Origin of the sequence: Vibrio hippocampi (assembly GCF_921292975.1) — a bacterium.
Classification (GTDB): Bacteria; Pseudomonadota; Gammaproteobacteria; order Enterobacterales; family Vibrionaceae; genus Vibrio; species Vibrio hippocampi.
In genome coordinates, this window is sequence record NZ_CAKLCM010000002.1 from 1800108 (window position 1) to 1816328 (window position 16221).

Sequence of the window (16221 nt, forward strand, 5' to 3'; positions counted from 1 at the left end):
TGGTATCTCCTTACATCTCGCATCACTGAGCCTAAATCCAAGCGGTGAACTCGAGATACAATCCTTGCACATAAAAAAAGAGGGCCGCAGCCCTCTTTTATATCACGCTTTTAAGAACAATAGTCTAGAAAAACTAATTATTCTGCGTCAGACGCTTTTTCTTCAGCAGCGGGTTGCTCAACCGCTTCTTTCATACTTAGACGTACACGGCCCTGACGGTCGATCTCAAGTACTTTAACTTGTACTTCTTGACCTTCTTTCAGGTAGTCACTGACTTTCTCTACACGCTCTTGAGCGATTTGAGAAATGTGTACCAGACCATCTTTACCAGGAAGAACAGTTACAAACGCACCGAAGTCCGCTAGTCGTGCGACTTTACCTGTGTAGATCTTACCAACTTCAACTTCTGCAGTGATTGCTTCAATACGCTTGATTGCGTCTTGCGCTTGATCGTTGTCAGTAGCAGCAATCTTAATCGTACCGTCATCTTCGATTTCGATAGTCGTACCGGTTTCTTCAGTTAGCTGACGGATAACCGCACCACCTTTACCGATAACGTCTTTGATCTTCTCAGAGCTGATCTTCATCGTATGGATACGAGGCGCGAATTGAGAAATATCTTCACGAGCACCAGAAATCGCTTCATCCATTACAGACAGGATGTGCTTACGTGCACCTTGCGCTTGGTTAAGAGCAATTTGCATGATCTCTTTAGTGATACCTTCGATCTTGATGTCCATTTGAAGTGCAGTGATACCCGTGTTAGTACCTGCTACTTTAAAGTCCATGTCACCTAGGTGGTCTTCGTCACCAAGGATGTCAGAAAGAACAACGAAATCGTCGCCTTCTTTAACAAGACCCATTGCGATACCCGCAACAGAAGACTTGATTGGAACACCAGCGTCCATAAGCGCAAGAGAAGTACCACATACAGAAGCCATTGAAGAAGAACCGTTAGATTCTGTGATTTCTGATACAACACGTACAGTGTATGGGAACTCATCTACAGATGGCATTACCGCAGCAATACCACGCTTAGCTAGTTTACCGTGACCGATTTCACGACGCTTAGGAGAACCTACGAAACCCGTTTCGCCAACACAGTATGGAGGGAAGTTGTAGTGTAGTAGGAAGTGATCTTTACGCTCACCCGTTAGCTCATCGATGATTTGTGCGTCACGCTGCGTGCCAAGAGTAGCAGTAACGATAGCTTGAGTTTCACCACGAGTGAATAGAGATGAACCGTGAGTACGTGGAAGAACACCAGTACGTACGTCTAGCGCACGAACCATGTCTTTTTCACGACCGTCGATACGTGGATTACCAGCAATGATGCTGCGGCGTACTACTGTTTTCTCTAGATCGTGGAAGATAGAGTGAACTTCTTTTAGGTTCACTTCTTCGTTTTCAGACACTAGTACTGCGTTAACTTCAGCTGCGATTGCATGGATGCGATCGTAACGAGTCATTTTCTCAGTAATTTGGTAAGCTTCAACCAGCTTAGCTTCTGCTAGTTCAGCGATACGAGTGTTAAGCGCAGTGTTCTCTGCTGGAGCAACCCAATCCCATGCTGGAGTTGCAACTTCAGCTGCGAATTCGTTGATCGCGTTAATAACAACTTGCTGTTGATCGTGACCAAATACTACTGCTGATAGCATCTCTTCTTCTGTTAGGTTGTCTGCTTCAGACTCAACCATAAGAACAGCGCCTTCAGTACCTGAAACAACAAGGTCAAGCTTAGACGTTTCTAGCTCAGTGTTGCTTGGGTTAAGTACTAGTTGACCGTCGATGTGACCAACACGTGCTGCACCGATAGGACCGTTGAACGGGATACCCGAGATAGCAAGCGCTGCAGAAGTACCGATCATTGTTACCATGTCAGGTTGAACGTCTGGGTTTACAGACATTACTGTAGCGATAACTTGAACTTCGTTTTTGAACGAGTCAGGGAAAAGAGGACGGATTGGACGGTCGATTAGACGAGCCGTTAGTGTTTCACCTTCAGAAGGACGACCTTCACGCTTGAAGAAACCACCAGGGATTTTACCTGCAGCGTAAGTACGCTCTTGGTAGTTTACCGTTAGCGGGAAGAAGTCTTGACCTTCTACTGCTTCTTTTTTACCTACTACAGAAACGAATACTGACGTATCGTCCATTGTTACCATAACGGCAGCAGTAGCTTGACGTGCAATAACGCCAGTCTCTAGAGTAACTGTGTGGTTACCGTACTGGAACGTTTTAACAACTGGTTTTTCGAACATTGTTATTCCTTTTGTCGCTATAGGCTATCTGTGTTGATGACCATTAGCTTCAGATTAATTGGAACTCAGGCATCACAAATCGCGACTAGTGAAAATGAACTTCAGCAAAGCGAATTCATTTTGAATAGTCGCGACCTGTTGGTCGACGTGGTTGACTGTAATGCTATGAGTTACTGTTGAACAAATTCCAAGAGAGGAATTTTACCGTGCGTAGTATAACGGTATAAAAAGGATTTGGCTAAGCTATAGCAATTAAAATAAGTAACGGGCAACAAAAAAGGGGCTTTAAGCCCCTTTTTTGACAAACTGTTCTATGCAGCCGCTGATTAGCGACGTAGGCCTAGACGCTTGATTAGATCTTGGTAACGAGAAAGGTTTTTGCCTTTCAGGTAGTCAAGAAGCTTACGACGGCGAGAAACCATACGTAGTAGACCACGACGGCTGTGGTGATCGCCTTTGTGCGCTTTAAAGTGACCTTGTAGGTGGTTGATAGAAGCGGTAAGTAGAGCTACTTGAACTTCTGGTGAACCGGTATCGCCTTCACCTTGAGCGTATTCTGCAACGATTGCTGCTTTAGTTTCTGCATTCAGAGACATAATTCTCTCCTAAAGAGTTAAGTTAAACACTGTGCTGCCAATCTCTGATTCAGCCAGCACGAGGAAGCGGGATTATAGGGAATAATCCCAACATTCGCAAGCCGTTTCACACGGCTTTTCGCAAACGGGTATAGGCATGTAGATGCCAACCAATATTAGCGGAAAACCACCAAGCGTTTCGGCGCGATTTTACCGTCGTCATTAATCTCACCAACGCCGATAAATACTCGTTCATCACCCATGGTCAAACGAAGAGGACCATCCGCTTCTACACCGAACACTTGCACCGGCTGACCGTGTTGAACCATATCGGCAAGATCGGCAATCAAGTTAACCTCTGGTAAATCTTCTACCGCGGTATCCACCGGCAATAGCAGAGAGTCCAGCAGTTCACTTGGACTGCGCTCTTCTCGATGAGCTTGCTCTAACAACTCATTAAGTTGCTCAAGTGTCACCATCTTGTCGTAGGGGTAGTTAGCCACCTCTGTGCGACGAAGCATCGTCACGTGGGCGCCACAACCTAGCATCTCTCCTAAGTCATCCACGATAGTTCGAATGTAAGTCCCTTTGGAACAGTGGACTTCCATCTCGACCTCATCCCCTTCAAAACGATGGAGGATGATTTCGTACACGTTGATCTTGCGCGACTCACGCGGTACTTCAATACCTTGTCGCGCATATTCATACAGAGGCTTGCCCTGATACTTAAGCGCGGAGAACATGGATGGCACTTGATCGGTTTCACCACGGAATTTATCAATGCAGCTTTCAAGCAGCGCTTGATCAACATTAATCTCTCGCGTTTCTACCACTTCACCATCTGAGTCGGAGGTATTGGTGCGCTCGCCCAGTTTAGCAATCACGCGATAGCGCTTATCGGAGTCGAGCAGAAACTGAGAAAATTTGGTGGCTTCACCAAGGCAGATCGGTAACATGCCCGTCGCTAAAGGGTCGAGTGCGCCTGTATGGCCTGCTTTGTCAGCAAAGTAGATACGCTTTACTTTTTGCAGTGCGTCGTTCGATGAAATGCCTGTTGGCTTATCTAACAGAACCACTCCATGTACTGGACGACCTTTACGACGACGAGCCATTACTTATCCTCTCCCTGATCCAGTTCATCCTCGCGACCAGATTCTTGCTGTTTACGTTTATCTTCGCTCAGCACTTCGCTCACTAGGTTCGACATACGCATCCCTTCTACCAGAGTGTTGTCATACTGGAAACGAACTTCTGGCGTCAGACGCAGGCGAATACGCTTGCCTAACATCATACGAATATGTGTTTCATGTTCACGTAAAGCAGCAATGCTCGATTCTGGCGTTTGCTCACCCACACACAGGAAAGTCACAAATACTTTTGCATAAGCTAGGTCACGAGATACCTCAACATCGGAGATAGTCACCATACCCAGGCGAGAATCACGAACTTCGCGCTGAAGGATCAGCGCCAATTCTTTTTGTAATTGCTGCGCAACACGTTGCGTGCGGCTAAATTCTTTTGACATTTCTTTTCTCTCTATAGGAAAAATGGGGGGCTTGCGCCCCCCATGGTGTATTAAACAACCATCACTACTCAATTAAAATTCTGAGTAGTGATTTTGTCAATTAGTCTAGAGTACGTTTGATTTCAACGATCTCGAATACTTCGATTTGGTCGCCAACGCGCACATCGTTGTAGTTCTTAACGCCGATACCACATTCGTAGCCGTTCTTAACTTCTTGAACGTCATCTTTAAAGCGACGTAGTGACTCTAGTTCACCTTCGTAGATAACAACGTTTTCACGTAGAACGCGGATTGGGTTGTTACGCTTAATCAGACCTTCAGTAACCATACAACCAGCGATTGCGCCCAGTTTCGGTGACTTAAATACGTCACGAACTTCAGCAAGACCAATGATCTCTTGCTTGAATTCTGGAGCAAGCATACCGCCCATTGCTTGTTTAACTTCGTCAATCAATTGATAAATAATTGAGTAGTAACGTAGGTCAACACTTGCAGACTCGATAGCACGACGAGCAGACGCATCCGCACGTACGTTAAAGCCAAGGATGATTGCATTTGAAGCTTCAGCCAGTACAGCATCAGTTTCAGTAATACCACCAACACCAGAACCAACGATATTTACTTTAACTTCGTCAGTAGACAGTTTCAGTAGAGAGTCAGCAATCGCTTCTACAGAACCTTGTACGTCCGCTTTCAGTACTACGTTTAGCTCAGCCACTTCACCAGCCGTCATGTTCGAGAACATGTTTTCTAGTTTAGATTTCTGCTGACGAGCAAGTTTCACATCACGGAACTTACCAGCACGGTAGTTAGCAACTTCACGCGCTTTACGCTCATCACGTACAACTGTCGCTTCATCACCTGAAGATGGCACGCCTGAAAGACCTAGGATTTCCACAGGAATAGATGGACCAGCTTGAGTGATCTCTTTACCTAGCTCGTCACGCATCGCACGAACACGACCATATTCCTGACCACAAAGAACGATATCGCCTTTGTTTAGCGTACCTGATTGAACAAGTACCGTTGCTACTGGACCACGACCTTTATCTAGGCGAGATTCAACAACAACACCAGAAGCCATGCCTTCAGCGACTGCGGTAAGCTCTAGAACTTCAGATTGAAGAAGGATAGCTTCTAACAGACCTTCGATGTTAGTACCCTGTTTTGCAGAGATGTGAACAAACATGTTCTCACCGCCCCACTCTTCAGGAATAACGTCATATTGAGCAAGCTCATTCTTAACGTTATCTGGATTCGCGTCTTCTTTATCGATCTTGTTCACAGCAATAATCAGAGGCACGCCGGCAGCTTTCGCGTGCTGGATTGCTTCGATTGTTTGCGGCATCACGCCATCGTCTGCAGCAACAACAAGAACAACGATATCCGTCGCTTGAGCACCACGAGCACGCATTGCCGTAAAGGCTGCGTGTCCAGGAGTATCAAGGAAGGTAATCATACCGTTGTCAGTTTCTACGTGGTAAGCACCAATATGTTGGGTAATACCACCCGCTTCGCCAGATGCAACGTGTGTACGACGAATATAGTCAAGCGTCGATGTCTTACCGTGGTCAACGTGACCCATGATAGTCACAACAGGTGCACGTGGCACTGCTTCAGCTGTGCTATCACGGTCAGACAGTACCGCTTCTTCCAGTTCATTCTCTTTACGAAGAACAACCTTATAACCCATTTCTTCAGCAACAAGTTGTGCAGTTTCCTGGTCGATAACTTGGTTGATAGTCGCCATCGCGCCCATCTTCATCATCACCTTGATAACCTCGGTTGCTTTAACCGTCATCTTCTGAGCTAGCTCAGATAAAACGATCGTTTCACCGATAACAATATCTTGCTTAGCAACAGTCGCCGTCTTATCGAAGCCGTGCTGCATTGATGTTGGTTTAGCAAGTTTGCCTCGCTTACCACGTTGGTTGCGAGCGCCACGATTGCTGTTCGGGCGAGAATCGTCTTTATCTTGTGCAGACTTCTTCTTACGACGACGTGGTTTCTTCTCTTCGCTACGATCTTGAGCATCTTCTGCTTCACGAGCGTAGGTCGAGGTCGTTGTATGGTAGTCACCTTTATCGCCGTCTTGCGATTTCTTTTCTTGTTCCGACCAGCGAGCGGCGTTTTCTTCCGCCAGTTTACGCGCTTCTTCAGCAAGGCGTGCAGCTTCAGCTTCTGCCTTGCGTTGCGCTTCTTCTTCCTGACGGCGTTTCAGCTCATCTGCTTCTTTCTTCGCTTCAGCATTCTTTGCATTCATTTGTTTCTTAGCCTTTTCTGCTTCGTCGCGCTTTTCTGCTGTCGGTTGAACATTACGTTTTTCATCAGCTTCGCGTTTTGCTGCTTCCTCAGCTAAACGCTTTTCTTCAGCTTCTCGCTTTGCTTGTTCTTCAGCTTGGCGCTTTGCTTCTTCTGCAGCATCATGTTTAGCTTGCTCTTCGGCTTCACGTTTTGCACGTTCTTCTGCCTCACGCGTCGCTGCTTCCTCAGCTTCACGTTTCGCTTGCTCGTCGATTGCACTGCGCTTTACATAAGTACGTTTCTTGCGTACTTCTACTTGCACATCTTTGCTCTTACCACCGCCAGCAGAAACTGACAGTGTGCTACGAGTCTTACGCTGAAGCGTTAGACGTGTAGGCTCTGAATCACCAGATGTGTCACCATGTTCTTTTTTCAAGTGAGCTAGAAGCGCTTGCTTCTCTTCATCGTTCACTTGATCGCTTGCTGATTTTTTAAAACCAGCATCAGCAAGTTGTTCTACTAGGCGTTCGACTGGCGTACCAATCTCTTCGCTAAGTGCTTTAACTGTAAGTTCTGTCATGCAACTACCTCCTTGCTGATTATTATTCTTCGTCGCCGAACCAACAGATGTTACGTGCAGCCATGATCAGCTCACCTGCGCGCTCTTCTGTTAGTCCCTCGATGCCCTCTAGTTCGTCAACACCTTGGTCAGCAAGGTCTTCCAGAGTCGCTACACCTTTTGCTGCCAGTTTAAACGCCATTTCGCGTTCTAAACCTTCAAGTGCAAGTAGATCTTCAGCTGGCTCAACGCCGTCGAAAGATTCTTCTTGCGCTAGAGCAAGGGTAGTCAGTGCATCTTTAGCACGGGTACGGAGTTCTTCTACGAGTTCTTCGTTTAGACCATCAACTTCTAGAAGTTCAGCAACGGGAACGTATGCGACTTCTTCAAGCGTTGAGAAACCTTCTTCTACTAATAGCTCCGCGAAGTCTTGTTCGATATCAAGATACTTCATGAAGTTTTCAATCGAAGCGACGGCTTCTTCTTGGTGTTTCTTCTCTAGGTCTGCCACTGTCATTACGTTCAGTTCCCAGCCTGTTAGCTGAGAAGCAAGACGAACGTTTTGACCGCTACGACCGATGGCTTGTGCAAGGTTATCTGCTTCAACCGCGATATCCATTGCGTGCGCATCTTCATCAACGATGATAGAAGCCACATCAGCGGGTGCCATCGCGTTGATTACAAATTGTGCTGGGTTATCGTCCCAAAGAACGATATCAATACGCTCACCGCCTAGTTCACCTGACACGGCTTGTACACGTGCACCACGCATACCCACACAAGCACCGACTGGGTCGATACGTTTGTCGTTGGTCTTCACGGCAATTTTTGCACGAGAACCTGGATCGCGAGCTGCCGCTTTAAGCTCGATAAGCTCTTCAGCGATTTCTGGCACTTCTACACGGAATAGCTCAGCCAGCATTTCTGGTTTAGAACGAGTAATGAACAGCTGGAAACCACGCGCTTCAGGGCGTACTGCATACAATAGACCACGGACACGGTCACCTGGGCGGAAGTTTTCACGAGGAAGTTGGTCATCACGTAGGATTACCGCTTCAGCGTTGTTACCAAGATCGAGAATAATGGTTTCACGGTTAACTTTCTTAACCACACCCGTTACTAGGTCGCCTTCATTGTCGATAAATTGTTCAACGATTTGCGCACGCTCTGCTTCGCGAACTTTCTGAACAATTACTTGCTTAGCGGTTTGAGTCGTAATGCGGTCGAATTTTACTGATTCAATCTGCTCTTCTACAAAGTCGCCAATTTGAATGGTTTCATCGTCATATTGCGCTGCTTCAATTGAGATTTCTTTGGTTGGAAATTCAACTTCTTCGACAGCCATCCAACGACGGAAAGTATCAAATTCACCGGTTTTGCGGTCGATAGCAACACGAACGTCGATTTCGATTTCGCGTTTTTTCTTAGTCGAGGTTGCAAGTGCAGTCTCTAGCGCTTCAAAAATTCGCTCACGAGGTACGGCTTTCTCGTTTGAAACCGCCTCTACTACCGCTAAAATTTCTTTACTCATTTATCTAGCCTCTAAGCTTTTATTATTAGGGACCTAAAATTTAGGGATAAGGTTAGCTTTAGAAATGTTGCTTAACACCATTTCTTCTTCGTTGCCGTCGGCAAGGATGGTAACGGTTTCGCCATCAACAGATTGGATAGTGCCTTTCCATTTACGACGGTTACCCACTGCCATTTTCAGAACGATACTGACCTCGTGACCAATAAACTGTTCGTAATGTGCAGACTTGAAAAGTGGTCTTTCTAATCCTGGTGAAGACACCTCTAGGTTATAAGCCACGGTAATTGGGTCTTCAACATCCATCACGGCACTGACTTGACGGCTCACTTCTGCGCAGTCGTCAACAGTAATACCATTTTCATGATCGATGAAGATTCGTAGTGTTGAGTGCTCTCCAGCACGGATAAACTCTAACCCTACAAGCTCGTAGCCAGATGCCTCTACAGGCGCTTCGAGTAATTCTGTTAGTTGTCTTTCTAAACCAGTCATTTAACCACTCCAGAAACAAAAAAAGGGCATATAGCCCAATTTAAATCCCAAGCATTTGTATCTACACTCAAAATCTAACTTAAAAGTATAGATAATAAAAAACCCCGAAAGTCGGGGTTTTTTATTGCTGGACCCTGATACACTGACAAACCCCTCTAAACTATAGAATCAGTTCATCTAGTGTGCAGTGATTTTTTCACACTGCTAAACTTGCAATCCATCAATACTCGGAAAGTATTGGTTGCGGGGGCCGGATTTGAACCGACGACCTTCGGGTTATGAGCCCGACGAGCTACCAAACTGCTCCACCCCGCGTCCGACTTGCTGTGCATTATACGCACTGCAATCTGTATTACAAGTTTATAAATAATGGTGCCGAGAGAGGGACTCGAACCCTCACACCAAAGGCACTAGCACCTCATGCTAGCGTGTCTACCAATTTCACCATCTCGGCAACAAAAAATCTCTTATTGAGGGATTTCGTCTGCTTTTTCAGCTGGAATTCCGCTCGCAGCATCTTGCACTTGCTCAACTGTTTGACCTAGAGAAGGGTCAACCCATTGAGATTCACCTTTTTGGGTATACATGTTACCCAAAATAAGGCTGATTGCGAAAAATGCAATTGCAAAAAATGCAGTCATTCGAGTTAGGAAGTTACCTGAGCCGCTAGCACCAAACACTGTGTTTGACGCGCCAGCACCGAATGAGGCTCCCATATCTGCGCCTTTACCTTGTTGAATCAACACCAGGCCAATAACACCAAGCGCTGCAACGAGATAAATCACAAGTAGAACTTGAATCATGTATCCACCTATGTTCCATATTGTTGAGCCAGCGCCGCTTTCTTTTGCCCTAAGGGTTAACTCAAAGATAAGCTGGCCATTATCGCCTAATTCAAGGCGGAGCCATACTAACGAAAGCTTTACTGACTGACAAGCTAAATATACTAAAAACCCTTAACTGAGCTATCGAACGCTCAAAAAAAGGTCAAATAACAATTAACCAGTAAGAATGACGGTCATCATATAGAAAAACGGCAATAACCAAAAGGGGTTTATTGCCATGAATTTACTATCGAAGGTGGCTAACAGTTTGCTGTGACAATATCCGCGATATATTGCGCACAAGACTGAACCTGTTCTTGGTTTTCTCCTTCCACCATAACGCGCAATAAAGGTTCAGTGCCGGATTTTCTTAGTAGCACACGACCACTGTCGCCCAATTGCTCTTCTACCGACTGCACGGCTTGCTTCACGGTTTCTGCCTCTAATGGGTTAGCATCACCGCTAAAACGCACATTGATCAGCACTTGAGGGTAAAGCGTCATACCGCTGGCAAGTTCATTTAGCGACATCTTTGCATCAATTACAGAAACCAACACTTGCAGTGCTGCAACAATCGCATCACCTGTGGTCACCTTATCCAATAAAATAACGTGACCTGAGTTTTCTGCGCCAATGCGCCAATCATTTTGTTTCAGCAACTCCATCACGTAGCGATCACCCACCGCTGCTCTTGCAAATGGAATACCTAATTTTTTAAGACCGTTTTCCATGCCAAGGTTAGTCATCAAGGTACCAACGACACCGCCTTTAAGCTCACCACGTCGCAACGCATCACGAGCAATAATATAAGCGATCTGGTCACCATCAATCTTGTTACCGAGATGATCAACCATCATAATACGGTCACCGTCACCATCGAAAGCTAAACCAAGATCAGCCTTTTCCTCAACGACTCTTGCTTGAATTGCGGCAACATCAGTCGCACCAACTTTGTCATTGATGTTGGTTCCGTTTGGTTCTGCTCCCATAGTGATCACTTCGGCACCCAGTTCACTAAATACCGCAGGTGCGATTTTGTAAGTGGCACCATGAGCACAATCGACAACAATTCTAAGACCATCAAGGCTTAAATGGTGTGGAAAAGTGCTTTTGCAGAATTCAATATAGCGACCCGCCGCATCAGTTAGACGACTCGCTTTACCTAGGCTGGCTGAATCAACGCATTCAATGTCTTTGTCTAGCTCCGCCTCAATAGCCAATTCGATTGCATCCGGTAATTTAGTTCCTTCTGAAGAAAAGAACTTGATACCGTTATCATAGTAAGGGTTATGGGAAGCTGAAATCACGATGCCCGCTTCAGCACGAAAGGTTTGCGTTAAGTACGCGACCGCTGGCGTTGGCAGAGGACCAGTAAAAATGGCTTTAAGTCCAGCGGCAGAGAGGCCGGCTTCTAATGCCGACTCTAGCATGTAGCCGGAGATACGCGTGTCCTTACCGATAATGACCTTTTGTGTGCCTTGTTTGGCTAATACACGACCAGCAGCCCAACCAAGTTTTAATACAAAATCTGGCGTGATTGGGTATTGCCCTACTTTTCCGCGAACCCCATCAGTACCAAAATAGCGACGTTGTGACATAGTGTTTCCTATTTATTATCTTGCATCATTTGTACAATTTTTAGTGCATCGACCGTTTGTTCGACATCATGCACTCGTATTATTTGTGCCCCTTTCTGAGCAGCCAGAGTGGCACTGGCAACGCTGCCCGCGACACATTCCACAGGTTGACGATTCAAATTCTTGAATATCATAGATTTGCGCGACATTCCCACTAACAGCGGCAAGCCAAAGCAATGAAATTTTTCAAGATGCGCTAATAGATGATAATTGTGCGCCATAGTTTTGCCAAAACCAAACCCTGGATCAAGAATCAGACGCTGCTTGGTAATACCGGCTTGCTCGCACTCGGTGACTCTTTGCTCTAAAAAGTCAGCGACATCCGACAGTACATCGTTATAGTGAGGTTCAAACTGCATAGTGCGAGGCTGCCCTTGCATATGCATAATGCACACGGGAACATCACTATCGGCGACAACTTCTAAAGCGCCTGGCTCTTGTAATGCTCTAACATCGTTAACGATATCAACGCCTGCGGCAATAGCTTGCTTCATCACTTCTGCTTTACTGGTATCGATAGAGATCCAAACGTCAGAACGAGCTCGAATGGCGCTGATAACAGGAATGACCCGTTGCAACTCTTCTTGCAGCGAAACATCGGGCGCACCGGGACGAGTCGACTCTCCACCAATATCAATAATGGAAACACCGGCTTCGATCATCGCTTGTGCTTGCTTGACGGCGGCATCTAGCGTGTTGAATCGCCCACCATCGGAAAAGGAGTCAGGGGTTGCATTAAGTATCCCCATCACAACTGGTTGTTGCAGGGAGAGGGTTTTATTATTGACTGATAATTTCATACTAAATATAACGACAAAAGCCCCGAGACAAGGCTCGGGGCTTTAAAGTGACAGATTATTCAGAATCTTTCTTGTTAATTTCTTCTGAGCTTACTTTTTCTGCTTTCGGCTCTGAGTCTTGCGCGCTAGCCTGAGGTTCTGCTGATTCTTCCGCAGCTTCCTTAACTGGCGCATCCGATGAAGGTTTGTCATCATCGGATGACTGTGAACGTTGCTGATCACCCCAACCGGCGGGTTCACGGATGTCTGCCTTGCGTTCCATTAAGTCATCAATCTGACCCGCATCAATCGTCTCATACTTCATCAACGCATCTTTCATCGTGTGCATGATATCCATGTTGTCTTTTAGGATCTGCTTAGCACGGTCATAGTTGCGATCAATAAGAAGGCGAACTTCTTCATCAATAAGCTTGGCGGTTTCACCAGAGACATGTTTCGTCTGGGTCACGCTACGACCAAGGAAAACCTCACCTTCGTCTTCTGCATAAAGCAGTGGACCTAGCTTCTCAGAGAAACCCCATTGAGTCACCATCTTACGCGCAATGTCAGTAGCACGTTCGATATCGTTTGAAGCGCCAGTTGAGACTTTATCTTTGCCGTAGATCAGTTCTTCAGCAAGACGACCACCGTACAAGCTAGAAATCATAGATTCTAGGTGCTGGCGAGACATGCTCACACGATCTTGCTCAGGAAGGTACATCGTCACACCCAAAGCACGACCACGTGGAATAATCGACACCTTGTACACAGGATCATGTTCAGGAACAAGACGACCAACAATGGCGTGACCCGCTTCGTGGTAGGCCGTTGACTCTTTTGTCTCTTCCGACATCACCATTGAGCGGCGCTCAGCACCCATCATGATTTTGTCTTTAGCCAGTTCAAACTCAACCATCGAAACATTACGCTTGTTGCCACGTGCAGCAAATAGTGCCGCTTCGTTAACAAGGTTGGCAAGATCCGCACCCGAGAAACCTGGCGTACCACGAGCAATCAAAGACGGCTCTACGTCTGATGCGAGTGGCACCTTACGCATGTGTACTTTAAGGATCTGCTCACGACCACGAACATCCGGTAGACCTACCACGACCTGACGGTCGAAACGACCAGGACGAAGTAACGCAGGGTCAAGTACGTCTGGACGGTTAGTTGCCGCGATAACAATAATACCTTCGTTACCTTCGAAGCCATCCATCTCAACCAGCATTTGGTTAAGGGTTTGCTCACGTTCATCATGACCACCACCGACACCAGCGCCACGCTGACGACCGACTGCATCGATCTCATCGATAAAGATGATACATGGCGCGGCTTTCTTCGCTTGTTCGAACATATCACGAACACGCGATGCACCCACACCGACAAACATCTCTACGAAGTCAGAACCAGAGATAGTGAAGAAAGGAACTTTCGCTTCACCAGCAATCGCTTTAGCGAGCAAGGTTTTACCGGTACCCGGAGGACCGACCATCAGAACACCTGTTGGGATTTTACCACCCAATTTCTGGAAGCGGCTCGGGTCACGTAGGTAATCGACTAGCTCTTTGACATCTTCTTTTGCTTCATCACAACCGGCAACATCAGCAAAGGTGGTTTTTATCTGCTCTTCGCTCATCATTCGAGCTTTACTCTTACCAAATGACATTGCGCCTTTGCCGCCGCCACCTTGCATCTGACGCATGAAGAAAATCCATACACCAATCAGCAGAATCATTGGGAACCAAGAGATGAAAATAGTGCCAAGCAGACTCTGCTCTTCTGGTGGAGTACCAGACACTTTGACATTCTGATTAATGAGGTCATCGAGCAGTTTCTGATCGTAAACTGGCATGTAAGTCACAAAACGACTACCGCCACCACGACGCGTGAAAGTTATCTCGCTGTCTTTGAATTGCGCTTCTTGAATCTGGCCATTGCCAACTTCCTGTACGAACGTAGTGTAGTCCACCGCTCTACCATTGCTGTCGCCAGGTCCAAAGCTTTGGAACACAGACATCAACACAACGGCGATGACCAACCACAAAATTAAATTTTTTGCCATGTCACTCAAGGTGTCAGCCTCATTAATAACTAATTGTAATTAAAAGTAGATTACTACAGTTTTCGAACTGTAGCCACATTGTTACATTTGTCTTTGTAAACTAATGTTCACCCTTTGTAGCCAGTTGCGACTACAAAAACTTCTCTGGAACGAGCGCGAGACGAATCTGGTTTGCGAATTTTCACCGCTTTAAAGACCTCACGCACCTCTTTAACGTATTGATCAAACCCTTCACCTTGGAACACTTTGACCACAAAGCTGCCACCAGGTGCCAGTGTTTGACGACACATATCTAATGCTAGTTCAACAAGATACATTGCTCTAGGCTGATCGACAGATAAGTTACCAGCCATGTTTGGAGCCATATCAGACATTACTACGTCAACCATGTCCGGTTGGATTCTTTCTAGTAAAGCATCAAGGACGGCTTCATCGCGAAAGTCTCCTTGAAGAAAACTCACGCCCGAGATGGGATCCATAGGTAGTAAGTCACAAGCAATGACTTGCCCTTCATCCCCCACCACTTTCGCTGCAAACTGGGACCAACCACCTGGAGCGGCGCCTAAGTCGACCACAGTCATACCTGGTTTCAATAACTTATCTTTATTATGAATCTCTTCAATTTTAAAGATAGCACGAGATCTCAAGCCTTTTTTTCTCGCTTCATTGGCGTATTTGTCATCGAAATGCTCTTTTAACCAACGACCTGAGCTGGCCGAATGTTTTTGCTTACTCATTAAAAATCCAATGTCATAGAGGGCACCCTATGAATTAAGTATAGTCTTCGTGATTAGATGGCGTTAAAATACGACTTTTCAACCCTAAAAGTAAATTAATTTGGTATCGCTATGAACTTAAGCACCAAACAAAAACAGCACTTAAAAGGCCTAGCACACTCTCTAAAACCAGTTGTGCTGCTTGGCGCAAACGGACTTACAGAGGCTGTTCTAGCGGAAATCGAAATTGCTCTTGACCACCATGAACTGATCAAAGTTAAAGTGGCATCAGAAGATCGTGACACCAAGCTTCTTATCATTGACGCGATTGTGCGTGAAACAGAAGCTGAAAAAGTACAAGTTATCGGTAAAACTTTGGTACTTTACCGCCAGTCAGAGCAAAAGAAAATCGAACTCCCTCGTAAATAATCGATACAGATTCGATATTCCACAGAAATATCCGCTCTGAAACAGAAAAAAGGTCGCACAGCGACCTTTTTTCGTTCTGGTCAGAGTCATTATATTGTCCGACCTTCAAAGCAGCTTAGATGTATTCTACTTTGTCGATTTCAAAGTCTTTCTGACCACCTGGTGTGGTGATGGTCACTTCATCGCCTTCCATCTTACCAATCAAGCCACGTGCGATTGGAGAGCTAACTGAAATACGACCCGCTTTAATATTCGCTTCATCATCACCAACAATCTGGTAAGTTTGTTCTGCGTCAGTATCAATATCGATAAGCGTGACCGTTGAACCAAAGATGATCTTGCCCGTGTTATCCATTTTAGTCACATCAATCACTTGAGCCACTGACAGCTTGTATTCGATGTCACGAATTTGCGCTTCACAAATGCCCTGCTCTTCGCGGGCAGCATGGTACTCTGCGTTCTCTTTTAAATCACCAAGCTCACGAGCTTCAGCGATCGCTTCTGAGATTTGCGGACGCAGTTTTAGTAGACGATCTAATTCATCACGTAGCTTTTTCTCGCCACGTACAGTCATTGGAACCTTTTCCATT

The 16221-nt window shown here is 46.0% G+C and carries 14 protein-coding genes and 2 tRNA genes; 1 reads left to right on the forward strand and 15 read right to left on the reverse strand.

Going from position 1 to position 16221, the window contains the following annotated elements; all coding sequences use genetic code 11:
- Positions 1 to 137 precede the first annotated feature (137 nt).
- From pnp to rlmE, 14 genes are all read right to left on the reverse strand, one after another.
- Complete coding sequence (gene pnp / locus L9Q39_RS10490; RefSeq protein ID WP_237485017.1) at positions 138 to 2261, reverse strand: polyribonucleotide nucleotidyltransferase; 2124 nt, start codon at positions 2259 to 2261, stop codon at positions 138 to 140.
- 326 nt (positions 2262 to 2587) lie between these two features.
- Positions 2588 to 2857, reverse strand: coding sequence for a 30S ribosomal protein S15 (gene rpsO / locus L9Q39_RS10495; protein ID WP_010450057.1), 270 nt, complete (start codon positions 2855 to 2857; stop codon positions 2588 to 2590).
- A gap of 155 nt (positions 2858 to 3012) precedes the next feature.
- Positions 3013 to 3948, reverse strand: coding sequence for a tRNA pseudouridine(55) synthase TruB (gene truB / locus L9Q39_RS10500; protein WP_237485018.1), 936 nt, complete (start codon positions 3946 to 3948; stop codon positions 3013 to 3015).
- Positions 3948 to 4361 (reverse strand): 30S ribosome-binding factor RbfA, encoded by a 414-nt coding sequence (rbfA, locus tag L9Q39_RS10505; RefSeq protein WP_237485019.1) that lies wholly within the window; start codon positions 4359 to 4361, stop codon positions 3948 to 3950. Before rbfA ends, truB begins: the two co-directional genes overlap by 1 nt.
- Positions 4362 to 4461: 100 nt before the next feature.
- The gene (gene infB / locus L9Q39_RS10510) at positions 4462 to 7185 is read right to left on the reverse strand and encodes a translation initiation factor IF-2 (RefSeq protein ID WP_237485020.1); all 2724 of its coding nucleotides are present in this window, start codon (positions 7183 to 7185) and stop codon (positions 4462 to 4464) included.
- Between the two features lie 22 nt (positions 7186 to 7207).
- Positions 7208 to 8695 (reverse strand): transcription termination factor NusA, encoded by a 1488-nt coding sequence (gene nusA, locus L9Q39_RS10515; RefSeq protein WP_237485021.1) that lies wholly within the window; start codon positions 8693 to 8695, stop codon positions 7208 to 7210.
- Between the two features lie 33 nt (positions 8696 to 8728).
- The gene (rimP, locus tag L9Q39_RS10520; RefSeq protein WP_237485022.1) at positions 8729 to 9184 is read right to left on the reverse strand and encodes a ribosome maturation factor RimP; all 456 of its coding nucleotides are present in this window, start codon (positions 9182 to 9184) and stop codon (positions 8729 to 8731) included.
- A 238-nt stretch (positions 9185 to 9422) separates the two neighbouring features.
- Positions 9423 to 9499, reverse strand: a tRNA-Met gene (locus L9Q39_RS10525).
- Positions 9500 to 9554: 55 nt separating this feature from the next.
- Positions 9555 to 9638, reverse strand: a tRNA-Leu gene (locus tag L9Q39_RS10530).
- Positions 9639 to 9651: 13 nt separating this feature from the next.
- Positions 9652 to 9987: a preprotein translocase subunit SecG gene (secG, locus tag L9Q39_RS10535; protein ID WP_237485023.1), complete on the reverse strand. Its 336-nt coding sequence runs from the start codon at positions 9985 to 9987 to the stop codon at positions 9652 to 9654.
- Between the two features lie 281 nt (positions 9988 to 10268).
- Complete coding sequence (gene glmM, locus L9Q39_RS10540; RefSeq protein ID WP_237485024.1) at positions 10269 to 11606, reverse strand: phosphoglucosamine mutase; 1338 nt, start codon at positions 11604 to 11606, stop codon at positions 10269 to 10271.
- An 8-nt stretch (positions 11607 to 11614) separates the two neighbouring features.
- Entirely contained in the window at positions 11615 to 12445 is an 831-nt protein-coding gene (gene folP / locus L9Q39_RS10545) for a dihydropteroate synthase (protein ID WP_237485025.1), read from the reverse strand.
- Positions 12446 to 12500: 55 nt separating this feature from the next.
- Positions 12501 to 14486 carry an ATP-dependent zinc metalloprotease FtsH gene (gene ftsH / locus L9Q39_RS10550; protein WP_237485026.1) on the reverse strand — a complete coding sequence of 662 codons (1986 nt, stop codon included), beginning with the start codon at positions 14484 to 14486 and terminating at the stop codon, positions 12501 to 12503.
- A 107-nt stretch (positions 14487 to 14593) separates the two neighbouring features.
- The gene (gene rlmE / locus L9Q39_RS10555; RefSeq protein ID WP_237485027.1) at positions 14594 to 15223 is read right to left on the reverse strand and encodes a 23S rRNA (uridine(2552)-2'-O)-methyltransferase RlmE; all 630 of its coding nucleotides are present in this window, start codon (positions 15221 to 15223) and stop codon (positions 14594 to 14596) included.
- A 111-nt stretch (positions 15224 to 15334) separates the two neighbouring features.
- Here rlmE and yhbY point away from each other — a divergent pair, with 111 nt between their 5' ends.
- Positions 15335 to 15631 carry a ribosome assembly RNA-binding protein YhbY gene (gene yhbY, locus L9Q39_RS10560; RefSeq protein WP_237485028.1) on the forward strand — a complete coding sequence of 99 codons (297 nt, stop codon included), beginning with the start codon at positions 15335 to 15337 and terminating at the stop codon, positions 15629 to 15631.
- Positions 15632 to 15746: 115 nt separating this feature from the next.
- On the opposite strand, the gene greA is transcribed toward yhbY, so the two are convergent.
- The gene (gene greA / locus L9Q39_RS10565; RefSeq protein WP_237485029.1) at positions 15747 to 16220 is read right to left on the reverse strand and encodes a transcription elongation factor GreA; all 474 of its coding nucleotides are present in this window, start codon (positions 16218 to 16220) and stop codon (positions 15747 to 15749) included.
- Position 16221 lies beyond the last annotated feature (1 nt).

What these genes read in the sequence shown, in the direction of transcription:
- pnp (WP_237485017.1), bottom strand. Translation starts at nt 2,261, where the DNA reads ATGTTCGAAAAACCAGTTGTTAAAACGTTCCAGTACGGTAACCACACA.
- rpsO (WP_010450057.1), bottom strand. Translation starts at nt 2,857, where the DNA reads ATGTCTCTGAATGCAGAAACTAAAGCAGCAATCGTTGCAGAATACGCT.
- truB (WP_237485018.1), bottom strand. Translation starts at nt 3,948, where the DNA reads ATGGCTCGTCGTCGTAAAGGTCGTCCAGTACATGGAGTGGTTCTGTTA.
- rbfA (WP_237485019.1), bottom strand. Translation starts at nt 4,361, where the DNA reads ATGTCAAAAGAATTTAGCCGCACGCAACGTGTTGCGCAGCAATTACAA.
- infB (WP_237485020.1), bottom strand. Translation starts at nt 7,185, where the DNA reads ATGACAGAACTTACAGTTAAAGCACTTAGCGAAGAGATTGGTACGCCA.
- nusA (WP_237485021.1), bottom strand. Translation starts at nt 8,695, where the DNA reads ATGAGTAAAGAAATTTTAGCGGTAGTAGAGGCGGTTTCAAACGAGAAA.
- rimP (WP_237485022.1), bottom strand. Translation starts at nt 9,184, where the DNA reads ATGACTGGTTTAGAAAGACAACTAACAGAATTACTCGAAGCGCCTGTA.
- secG (WP_237485023.1), bottom strand. Translation starts at nt 9,987, where the DNA reads ATGATTCAAGTTCTACTTGTGATTTATCTCGTTGCAGCGCTTGGTGTT.
- glmM (WP_237485024.1), bottom strand. Translation starts at nt 11,606, where the DNA reads ATGTCACAACGTCGCTATTTTGGTACTGATGGGGTTCGCGGAAAAGTA.
- folP (WP_237485025.1), bottom strand. Translation starts at nt 12,445, where the DNA reads ATGAAATTATCAGTCAATAATAAAACCCTCTCCCTGCAACAACCAGTT.
- ftsH (WP_237485026.1), bottom strand. Translation starts at nt 14,486, where the DNA reads ATGGCAAAAAATTTAATTTTGTGGTTGGTCATCGCCGTTGTGTTGATG.
- rlmE (WP_237485027.1), bottom strand. Translation starts at nt 15,223, where the DNA reads ATGAGTAAGCAAAAACATTCGGCCAGCTCAGGTCGTTGGTTAAAAGAG.
- yhbY (WP_237485028.1), top strand. Translation starts at nt 15,335, where the DNA reads ATGAACTTAAGCACCAAACAAAAACAGCACTTAAAAGGCCTAGCACAC.
- greA (WP_237485029.1), bottom strand. Translation starts at nt 16,220, where the DNA reads ATGGAAAAGGTTCCAATGACTGTACGTGGCGAGAAAAAGCTACGTGAT.